The organism is Mesorhizobium sp. M0909 (assembly GCF_040319515.1).
Taxonomy (GTDB): domain Bacteria; phylum Pseudomonadota; class Alphaproteobacteria; order Rhizobiales; family Rhizobiaceae; genus Mesorhizobium.
Window position 1 is genome coordinate 1 of record NZ_JAMYOA010000044.1, and the last position, 9,817, is coordinate 9,817.

The 9,817-nt window shown below is 58.9% G+C and carries 10 protein-coding genes and 3 pseudogenes; 2 read left to right on the top strand and 11 right to left on the bottom strand.

What is annotated here, in order from left to right; genetic code table 11:
• The coding region (tnpB, locus tag NKH83_RS31085; RefSeq protein ID WP_352808960.1) for an IS66 family insertion sequence element accessory protein TnpB at positions 1 to 262 on the bottom strand (262 nt) is incomplete at its 3' end.
• On the bottom strand, positions 259 to 612 hold the full coding sequence (gene tnpA, locus NKH83_RS31090; RefSeq protein WP_031239744.1) for an IS66-like element accessory protein TnpA: 354 nt from the start codon (positions 610 to 612) through the stop codon (positions 259 to 261). The genes tnpB and tnpA, both read right to left, overlap by 4 nt.
• A 753-nt stretch (positions 613 to 1,365) precedes the next feature.
• Here tnpA and NKH83_RS31095 point away from each other — a divergent pair.
• The gene (locus tag NKH83_RS31095; protein ID WP_352753534.1) at positions 1,366 to 1,566 is read left to right on the top strand and encodes a hypothetical protein; all 201 of its coding nucleotides are present in this window, start codon (positions 1,366 to 1,368) and stop codon (positions 1,564 to 1,566) included.
• A 522-nt stretch (positions 1,567 to 2,088) separates the two neighbouring features.
• Here the strand turns inward: NKH83_RS31095 and NKH83_RS31100 are convergent.
• From NKH83_RS31100 to NKH83_RS31115, 4 genes are all read right to left on the bottom strand, one after another.
• A complete protein-coding gene (locus NKH83_RS31100; RefSeq protein ID WP_352502741.1) occupies positions 2,089 to 2,256 on the bottom strand; it encodes a hypothetical protein in 168 nt (55 codons plus the stop codon).
• A 52-nt stretch (positions 2,257 to 2,308) separates the two neighbouring features.
• Positions 2,309 to 2,896, bottom strand: a complete 588-nt coding sequence (locus tag NKH83_RS31105) for a hypothetical protein (protein WP_352808963.1) — start codon at positions 2,894 to 2,896, stop codon at positions 2,309 to 2,311.
• Positions 2,897 to 3,241 carry a hypothetical protein gene (locus tag NKH83_RS31110; protein ID WP_352721699.1) on the bottom strand — a complete coding sequence of 115 codons (345 nt, stop codon included), beginning with the start codon at positions 3,239 to 3,241 and terminating at the stop codon, positions 2,897 to 2,899.
• A gap of 438 nt (positions 3,242 to 3,679) precedes the next feature.
• Complete coding sequence (locus NKH83_RS31115) at positions 3,680 to 4,426, bottom strand: Crp/Fnr family transcriptional regulator (RefSeq protein WP_352567104.1); 747 nt, start codon at positions 4,424 to 4,426, stop codon at positions 3,680 to 3,682.
• 154 nt (positions 4,427 to 4,580) lie between these two features.
• Between NKH83_RS31115 and hemN the strand changes: the two genes are divergently transcribed.
• A complete protein-coding gene (gene hemN, locus NKH83_RS31120; protein ID WP_352721700.1) occupies positions 4,581 to 5,930 on the top strand; it encodes an oxygen-independent coproporphyrinogen III oxidase in 1,350 nt (449 codons plus the stop codon).
• A 352-nt stretch (positions 5,931 to 6,282) separates the two neighbouring features.
• Here the strand turns inward: hemN and NKH83_RS31125 are convergent, their stop codons facing one another.
• The 5 genes and pseudogenes from NKH83_RS31125 to NKH83_RS31145 all read right to left on the bottom strand — a co-directional run.
• A complete protein-coding gene (locus tag NKH83_RS31125) occupies positions 6,283 to 6,696 on the bottom strand; it encodes a DUF5615 family PIN-like protein (RefSeq protein WP_352808966.1) in 414 nt (137 codons plus the stop codon).
• Entirely contained in the window at positions 6,693 to 7,343 is a 651-nt protein-coding gene (locus tag NKH83_RS31130; RefSeq protein WP_352549603.1) for a DUF433 domain-containing protein, read from the bottom strand. The genes NKH83_RS31125 and NKH83_RS31130 overlap by 4 nt, the downstream gene beginning before the upstream one ends.
• Positions 7,344 to 7,748: 405 nt before the next feature.
• A pseudogene (locus NKH83_RS31135) lies at positions 7,749 to 8,388 on the bottom strand (sensor histidine kinase); the annotation flags it as partial.
• Between the two features lie 25 nt (positions 8,389 to 8,413).
• Positions 8,414 to 8,491, bottom strand: a pseudogene (locus NKH83_RS31140) (helix-turn-helix domain-containing protein); the annotation flags it as partial.
• Positions 8,492 to 8,954: 463 nt separating this feature from the next.
• Positions 8,955 to 9,817: pseudogene (locus tag NKH83_RS31145) on the bottom strand (cation:dicarboxylate symporter family transporter); the annotation flags it as partial.

Consider the following 9,817-nt stretch of genomic DNA (forward strand, 5'->3'; position numbering starts at 1 on the left):
TGGAAACCGTGCCGTCCGCCGGCGACGGCCATAGAAACCGGCCCTTCTCGAGCCGTTTTGCATACAGCGACATGCCGAGCCCATCATGCCAGATAATCTTGATCAGATTGCCGCTGCGGCCGCGGAAGACATAAATATCGCCGGCATGCGGGTCCCGGCCCAGCGTCTCCTGAACCTGCAGAGCGAGGCCTTGCATCCCGCGACGCATATCGGTCCGGCCGACCGCCAACCAGATCCGCACCTGGCTCGGAACCGGGATCATGAAACGCCCAGCGCCTTCACCATCGCTGCCGCCAGTGTTGGCGGCGTGGTCAGCGGAATCCGCAGCCGCACCTTGCCGGCGACCTCCAGCTCGATCACCGCTGGGGATGCCGCCGGCCGCGAAACGGCGACAGGCTCATCGGGAGCCACGACAACTTCGGCAAAGCCCGTCTCGCGGGCTCTCACCGTGCGGCGCCACTTATAGATCAGGCTGGTCGCGACATCGTACTGACGCGCTACCGCCGCCACTGTGGCCCCGGGCGCGAATGCCGCGGCCAATATCCGGCACTGATCCTCTTCACGCCAACGACGACGACGCTCAGGCCCGGTCAATAACGTCACATGGCTCATGCTGTGCTGCTAACTTCGCTCGTAAGGGCGACCTTAAGAGCGCAGCCTCGCTACCGTGCCGTCCTCTCGCAAGGCGGCCTTCGCCGGAGGGTATCAAATCATTGCGCATCGCGGCGTACGGTATTGTCGCTCGGAATTTCGCCGCCGCAAAGCTCGATGATACGTGGCACTGAAAGCCAGGGTCGAAGCGTGGCCGTTCCGTTCGCTTGTCATCATATTTGCTGCGGTTTTTCAGATAATGGTCAGCGTCAGCGCGGAATGAGCGGACAAAGCCCCTAACCGTTTTGCTCTTCGCGGCGTAGTGCGGATAGGTTTTAAGGTAGCGCAATCGAAGGCCCGCGCTCACCTTGCTTCATCGCATCCCGCTCGGGCATGGCCTCAAGTGTGGATAGCAGGCGAGCGGCCTCCTCCAACACCCGGCTCTCATCGGTTCCGATGTAGTGTTCCGCGACTTTGCGCATGATCCCCTGGGGCCTTCTCAAACTCGCCCCGATTGAGTGGAGGCGGAACTGTCGCCATAGGTAGAGCGGCCCCTGGCGGACGACTTGCACGATCAAACATGGTCAAACCCCAGTTTGTGGGGTTGTTGGGTTGCGAGGGGAAATCCCGGGAGCTTCCTAGAGAATGTCATTTCGCTTGTGGCAGGCCATTTGCATCTGCCAGTTTCCACACGGCTCCTGTGACTTCCCCACATTACCCAACAACCCCACATATCAAGCAGCCTCAAGAGCGGCCTAGCTTGGGAAGGATCCGATGAAGGTCATCCTCGCGGTACTCGCATCAGGCATGCTGAAGTGGGGCATCTTGGTGGCAGCTTTATCAGTTGCTGCCTTGGTCGCTGGGACATATTTCGGATGGTCCAGTCTGGGCTTGTCCGAAGGTCAAGCAAGATTTTGGGACGTGACCCTCAAGTTCGTCGGCGGGATCGGCGCGCTATCGCCGGAGCCATCGTAACCATCCGCAAATTTTTAGATGAGCGGCGAGAGGCAATGATCAGGCACGCTGACGAACAACGAGAGACCACTCGCGTAGCGCTATTGGAGGCCCAAAAGCCCTTTAGCGAGAAGAGGCAGTCGGTCTACTACGAACTTGTGTCATCCACCGCAGCGATTTGTACGAGGGGCGAGGAAGACCCTGTTCGAATTGCTGCAGAACAGCGCTTCTGGGAACTGTATTGGGGGCCAGTACCGATGGTCTGCGATGGCACGGTTGGTTCGGCGATAAATCGCTTTGAGGAGACCCTCGCAACAAAGAGGGAAGATCTAAAGGAACTCCGGAATGCGAGCATGAAACTGGCGGAAGCCTGCCGGGAGTCACTCAGCTTCGGACCGCCGCACTAAGTGGCAGGCGAGGATTTCTATTTTTGGCCACTTACGCGCCACTCAACCAGCCCTCAACCGGACTCCGGCAACCCTTCGATGCAGATTTTCGGGCATTTGCTGTGAGGGTGAATTCGTCCATGGTCTCGACCATACCTCAGACTGCCGACCCCAGAAACGCGGCGTTTTTCTCGGCCGTCCGCACGTCACCCTCATCCGAATGCGTGCCGTCGACCAAGAACGTGGCGTAGTTGAACTTGTTGATACCGGCGTTTCGGTAGAGGTCGAAGACCGGCACCTTCAGCTTCCTTGCCTTGTCGATCATCGCGTCGACATATTCGTAGAGAGATAGGCCCAGGTTGCTATCAGGCGTCGTGTCAGCGTCGGCTGGAGCGTTTCGCCAGCGCGGCGCGACGAAGGCGATATGCATCTTCGGATATTGTCGCGGATATTTCCGAGACGATGAAGTTCATCGCCCCGCGAAGGCTGCTGCTTTCGGTGGTATCCGCATCGATACCCAGCGGAACGCCAGCCGACCAGTCATTCGTTCCGAAGCTGAAAAGGCAGACCTCGACACTGGCCCAGTCGATGGCTGTGGCGCTGTTGATAGCCCTGCGAAAATCCCCGTTTAAGGTGGGATCGGCGACATGATCTGCTTCCGCAGCGGCGATCAGACCGCTCCAGTCCCCGGTCTTAATGGCCGTTGCAAATTTGGTAGCTAAGTATTGCAGCGCCCTCGCATGCTCCGGCGTCGTGTTCTGGCCTGTATAGGCAAGGCGCGTTCCGGCAACTCCGATGTTGATCGTTTTTGCGCCCAGGCGCTCGCCCATCAAGCGATACCATTCGCCCCAATCGGTTTCCTTATCTTTACAGATGGACCTCAGCGAGCGCCCGGACGTGATCTCCTCGCAGATGTGGGCCGCAACCTCTTCTGAGTAGTCGGTAGACCGCGGTAGCGTCGTCACTCACTCGTCCGCATCAGTGGACGGCTCTGCCGGCTCTTCAGGTGCAGGCAGCTTCCCAGCCTTGCCGGCTTTGCCCTTGGCAGCCTTGGCGATACGGAGCACCTTGGCGCCGGCCTTGGCGATCGTTTCGGCCCGGCCCTCGCCGCCCGTGCTGCCTTCTGGGAAGCCCCAGCCGTCAAGGTCATTGAGCGGACCACCGCGAACCGTGCCGATCATCACGCCATCGGCGACTTGCTCGACTGTGCCGGAGCGAATGTTAGGCAGGCCGCCCTCAAACTGACCGATGTTACTGACGATTTCCTGTCCTTCTTCGTCTTTGATGATGGTTGCGTAACGTGTCGACATGTAGTCACTCCTTGGCTGTTCGTTCCAATGATTTGTCCGCCAGCAGAGCGTGCGATTGCTGACAGATATCAGATCTGATCAAGCCGGATCGGCTCAGCGCGATCGCGATCACGCTTCCGCATCTTCACGGAGGGCTGTAGCGTAGCCTTGAGGGGAATGGGCAACACAAAGTTCGCAGTTTCGTTCAGCCCGGGGAGACGATCATTTTCCCGCATGAGGCGCACTGAGCTCGGCCGAGTCCAATGCTGCCCCCATTAGCTGGTTGCACGTCGAGCACCTCGAGGATGGATGCTTCGCCGACGAGTTGGCCGAAACGCACCTGGCTCATGCGATCGGATGGAGAGCGGGCTGTCGCTATGCGATTTCTTCTAAGCCCAACGCGAGCATGCCCTACCCCGAACGAAGTAGGTGACGGAGGCCATGCAGCTTCGGTGTCATTCAAACGGCGGTTGCGCCTCGGCCGCCGCAGCGCCGTTCCAGCCGGCTCATGCTGTCCACGGTGACACGGCGGTTGTTCTCGATCCGAATCACGCCGTCCATTCTCAGGCTGGTCAGCTGACGGCTCACGGTCTCGTTTGTAATTCCAAGGAAATCAGAGATGTCGGCACGCGTCATCGGCAGCTCGAAGCACGCCGACCTGGCCGCCGGGTTAACACTGGAATCGATGTTCCGGGCGATCATGAGGAGAAAGCTCGCCACCTTCTCCGGTGCGGTCTTGCGCCCCAGAGTAACCATCCATTCGCGTGCTTCGTCGAGTTCGTTCAGCGTCTGCTTGAGCAGGCGATGCACAAATTCCGGTGATTCCTTCATCATCCGTTCGATGGCCGCTCTCGGAAACGAGCATAGCGAGACAACTGTTGCCGCTTGCGCATTGATCGCGCTTTTCACCTTGAAGGGCCGTCCCAGAAAATCCGGCGCGAACTGGAGGCCGACGATCTGCTGGCGGCCGTCCGAAAGGCTCTTCGTCAGCTTCACCACGCCTGAAAGCACGTTTGAATAGCTGTCGACCGCCTCGGCGTCGCCGATCAGTTCGACCCCCGGCTCGATTTTGTGCCGCGACGAAGTCTTGGCTAGCCGAGCCAAATGGTCTGGTTCGAGCGCACCACAGACACCGCGGTGCCGTGCCTCGCAAGACAGGCAAAGAACGGGAATGCCGGAACTGTGAATATCCTGCCGTAATGTCATTCGATCGGTCTACCGGTCCAGTGCAGGCAGGATAGCAGTCGACGGTAGAAAAATCCTTGCGGCAGTTTGTCCGTGCTGAAGGTTGATCGAAATCAGGGCTTAGGCTCATCCAAGCATCCACAGTTCCGGCGACGCAAACACGGTGGACCACGACATGCGACCGGAGCTAGCTGCCAGACTTGGCGAGAATGTCCCGCGCTATACCAGTTATCCGACCGCGCCGCATTTCCATACGGGGGTCGATGCTGTCGTCTACCGAGGCTGGTTGGAGGCGCTCGAAGGCGGTGACGAGATATCGCTTTACCTGCATATTCCCTATTGCGACAGGCTCTGCTGGTTCTGCGCGTGCTATACCAGACAGACGCGCCACTATGAGCCGGTAGCCGCTTATCTGCGCTCGCTGTATGCGGAGATCGCGACGGTTGGCGGCCTTGTCAGCGGCAAGGGCCGAGTTCGCGCAGTTCATTTCGGGGGCGGTTCGCCGACGATGCTGAGGCCCGAGGACATGCTGACACTGGGCACGGTGCTGCGGGACAGCTTCGTTTTTCTCGGCGATGCGAAGGTCAGCGTCGAGATCGATCCGAACAATACGGACGAAGCCCGCCTTGATGCGCTTGCCGAAATCGGCATGACGCGGGCGAGCCTCGGGGTGCAGGATTTCGATCCGAAAGTGCAAAAGGCGATCAACCGCGAGCAAAGCTTTTTGCAGACCAAGGCAGTCGTCGACCAAGTTCGTTCCCGCGGAGTGGATTCCGTGAACCTTGATCTGCTCTACGGCCTGCCGCATCAAACCAGGGAGACTCTGTGTTCCACCGTGGCGCAGGCGCTCACCCTGGAACCGGACAGGATGGCGCTGTTCGGCTACGCTCACGTGCCCTGGTTCAAGAAACATCAGACGATGATCGACGAGGCATGGCTCCCCGGTCCCACGGAGCGGTTCGCTCAATCGCGACTTGCCGCGCGAGCGATTGTGGACGAGGGCTATGAATCAATCGGGCTCGACCATTTCGCAAAGCCGGGCGACGCGTTGGCGGTAGCGGCCCGCGCGGGCGCTTTGCACCGCAATTTTCAGGGCTACACGGACGATCGCTGCGAGACATTGATCGGACTTGGCCCTTCGTCGATCAGCCGTTTTCGCCAGGGCTACGTGCAGAACATGCCTTCGACCGGCGAATACGGCCGCGTGGTTGCAGACGGCAGGTTGGCGGCTGTGCGCGGCATCGTGCTCTCCGACGACGATCGCGTCCGGGGATGGATCATTGAACGGCTGATGTGCGATTTCGCCTTCTCGGCTGTCGATCTGGTGGAGAGCTTCGGGCAAGCCGGCCAAAGGCTCCTGCTTCAGGCAAGCTCCATCGCCCTTAAGGATCCTGCTCAACTGCTTGAACTGCAAGGCGACAGTTTCGTCGTACCGGCGGCAAATCGCCCCTTCGTGAGGAGCATTGCGGTGAAGTTCGATAAATATTTTGAAAGTGCAAAGGCCAGGCACTCAGCGGCAGTCTGAGCACCGCACAGGAACGGTCATGGTTTCAATCGATCGTGAACCGATTGCGCTACATTTTTGTCTCTTCATAGGCGACCGTCGCGTCGAGATAGGATTTCTGATCGGACCAGATGCGAAGACCTTTGGCATAGCGACGATGTCGTCCAGTCGTGCCTTCCATTTGTTGCGACCAGAGGGCTGCTTGCCACCTTTCTGCGGCGTGCCCAAGTGATGTTTGTTTTTATCGTCTGTTCGCGACAGTCTCACTCTGCCGCGCCAGTCTCGCCAGGTGCCTGTTCGCGCTTCGCGACGACGGCAGGATCATTGATGAAATCGGTCCTGCGCCCCGGGCTTGCTGCCTCGTTGGCTTCGATCATTCCTTCGGTAGCGCATAACGGATAACGCGCAACGTTTCCTCGTCTTCGAGGATCACTTCAAGAACCTGGTTCACAAGATCATCGTCGTCCAGCTCGATCAGCGCCATTTCGAAAAGTTCGATCTGCATGTCGAGATCCATGCCTGGCGGGCCGTTTAGGCAAACAAGCCCTGCGTGGATGGCAACATCTGCATACTGTCCCTTGGTGCCCGGATTATCCTTTGGCCCCCTAAAATCCACCGAGTTCTTGGTTACGAAGGTCCAGTCGCCTTCAAGAATGATCGGCTTGAGCTCCCAGTCCTTGAGCCCGGCGAGCCCCAGCCAGACAACGTGGCTGGTCTCGCAATGACCCTTCCCATGCGCAATTTTTGCAAGCTCGGGGGTGAGACATTCATCGATCAGGAACTTCATCCCGCCTTCCTAAGACGCGGAACACGGCGATCGGAAGTGATGACGGAGCCTTTTGGAAGGTCTCCAGTACGAGGACGCCCTCGCAGGGGGTTCGCCTCTGCATAAATCGCCGCGAGCCGTACCTTCTCCGTGTCAAGGCTCGGGTAGGCCCCAAGAATGCGCTCAACCGAATGACCGACAGTGACGGATGCCGCGACATCATACACTGGGACGCGAGTGTTACGGATAACGGGCGTGCCGCTGAGCACGTCATCCGACGACGTGACCATCTCGCGAGCCGCCTCGAGATCGGACAGACGTTCACTCGTGCTCTTCAGGAACGGCATCAGATCGATCGTTAGAAAGTCGTCTCGCACGGTCCAGTCCTCGCGCAGCAGTGCCGCCCAAGCGAGCGAGCGCGAGCGTGTTAGCTTGGGCTCAACCGTCCTGATCGCAAACAGTCGTTCTTCCGAGGTTAGACGCTTTGCGGTCTCGAAGTAGAAGCTGATGAAGGAGCAGGCTCCAGCCAGGACGTGCCGGCCGTTGTCAACCGATACGAAGGCATCGGGCAGGATGCGTTCATCGATTGCGCGATTGACATCTCGCAGGCTTACACGCGAGACCACGGCGGCCTCGGTTGCCTTCAGCATTTCGGCTACAGCTGCCATGGTCGCTCCTAAATAAATCTTCCGACGCATCGGAGATATATAATGAGAGCGTGCCTTTTTCAATGCCTGATGGCGATTTTGACCTTCACAACTTGGCCGAGCTTCTGAGCTGGCTTTCTTTTTTTGGCGTCCAGCCGCCCCCAAAGTCACTGCAACACGGGCTTGAATTCCCCGGTTCTCGAAAAGGCGGCCAGGTCGGCATCATCCCCTTAGCAGCCGTACATCCAGTTCAATCGGCCGGAACTAACGGCTGCCATTGCCCCAGATATCCGCCGACCGAAGCCGATCCCTTTCAGGCAGCGAACGGACTCCCCTCCATGGCAAGAGCTCACTCGGGAGACCTGGGGCAAGCTCCTGGGCAACCTACTGAGCGAAAAATAACGTCCCGCCTCCATAAGCACGCAGCTAACAGGCGGCGGCTGCTGTGGCCCGCCTGAACAGGATAGTTACTCTCGTGCCCTCATTCGGGCTGGAGTTCACGTCGAATTGCGCGTTGGCGTTTTCGATCAGCGAGCGCGCAATCAACGCGCCGAGCTTACCGTGCTTGGGCCATGTCTCGCCTTCTGGCAGGCCGATACCGTCATCGGCGACGACCACCCGGCAGCCTTCACCCTCAACGATGCTGTGCAGGGTGATCGTGCCTCCCTCGCGTCCTTGAAAAGCATGCTTTAGTGCATTGGTCAGCAGTTCGTTCACTACCAGTCCGGCGGGCATGGCGACATTCATCGAAACTGGGTAGGTGTCCACGCTCATGTCGAGCCGGATGCCCTCTGTAGTATGCGCGGTCATGACTCCCGATGCGATTTGACTGAGATAGACGCCGAGATCAACCTCGTCCTTTGGTTCGTCACCGGAAAGTTCTTGGTAGAGCATCGCCAAGGTATCGACACGTCCTGCTAGGCGCTCGAAACGCTTTTGGTCCGGCTCTACCGCATTGCGTTTCGATTCGGATCAGGGCGGTGATCATCTGCAAATTGTTCTTGACCCGGTGCTGGAGTTCGCGCAACTGAACGTCTTTTTCACGGATGCGCTCCTCGATCTTGCGGCTGTCAGTCTGGTTGTAATCGACCTCCCGACAACTCGGCCAGTCTGACCTGGCCGATTCCGAGCAGCGCCCGCGCCGCGCGCATCTGTGCGGAACTGATCAAGGCAGCATCCCTCGTCTGGCCACATAAAGCGGCACTAAACGTTATAGTCACGTCTCCTTCATGGGTGCGTCTCAAGAAGTAGCGATCTTCTGACTCGCCCTCCCCAATGGGGAGTGAACGTATCCGATGATAATTTTGTCCGATAGCGCGACCTGAAGTCCCCATCTCTTTCATAAGCACATGCAATTCGGCTGGAGGAGCGAGACAGAAGGTTCGAAAACCTTCCAAGAACCCCAGCAGTTCCGGAGTACGCGAATTGCGGAGCTCTATTGCTGCCGATGTCAGCGCACGGTTCCTTTACGGCGGCTTCGTGCCCTGCCCGCAATGCCTGAGCGGCGTTCGCGCGAGCAGGCCAGCCGCAACCGCCCCTCGAAACGCCGCCGACTTGATCCTCCGCCACCAAAGCGCCGAGGGTCCGCTCGCGAGGGCCTTTGCCGATCGAACTTCATCCGGGTCGCCCACCGCGCGCGACGACGAGCGTTGCCATTGCGTTGCTGAGCAGATTCGTGAACGCACGGCATTCGAACATGAAGTGGTCGACGCCAAGGATCAGCGTCATGCCGACGAAAGGGGCGGTCGGGACGACAAAGAGCGTTGCAGCCAAGGTGACGAATCCAGTACTGGTAATGCGATCTGCTCCTTTCGAAGGGAGCATGGCGAAAAAAAGCAGCAGCACCTGATCGCCGATTGACAGATCCGTGCTCGTCGCCTGCGCGATGAAGAGGGCCGCCAGGGTCATGTAGATATTCGTGCCGTCCAGATTGAACGAATATCCGGCCGGGATGACGAGACCCACAACCGAACGCCTGGCGCCCGCCTTCTCCATCTTCTGCATGAGCGAGGGGAGCGCGGCCTCCGAGGAGGACGTTGCGAGCACAAGCAGCAGCTCTTCCTTGATGTAGCGAATGAGAGAAAAGATCGAAAAGCCGTTGTAGCGGCAGACCGCGCCGAGAACCCCGAACACGAAAAGAAAGGCGGTGAAATAGAACGTCGCGACCAGCATCGCGAGGTTCACGACCGAACCGATGCCATATTTGCCGATCGTGAAGGCCATTGCGCCGAAAGCGCCGATCGGCGCGGCCTTCATCAGAATGCCAACGAGCTTGAAGACAGGCGCGATGAGCGCCTGAAGGAAGGAGACGACAGGCTTGCCCGTCCCTCCGGCCATCGCGAGCGCCATGCCGAACAGAACCGAGAAGAACAGCACCTGCAGGATGTCGCCTTCCGCGAAGGCACCGACAATCGTTGGCGGGATGATGTTCATCAGGAAGCCGGTGACCGACTGCTCGTGGGCCTTTGCGGCATAGGTATTCACGGCCTGGACAT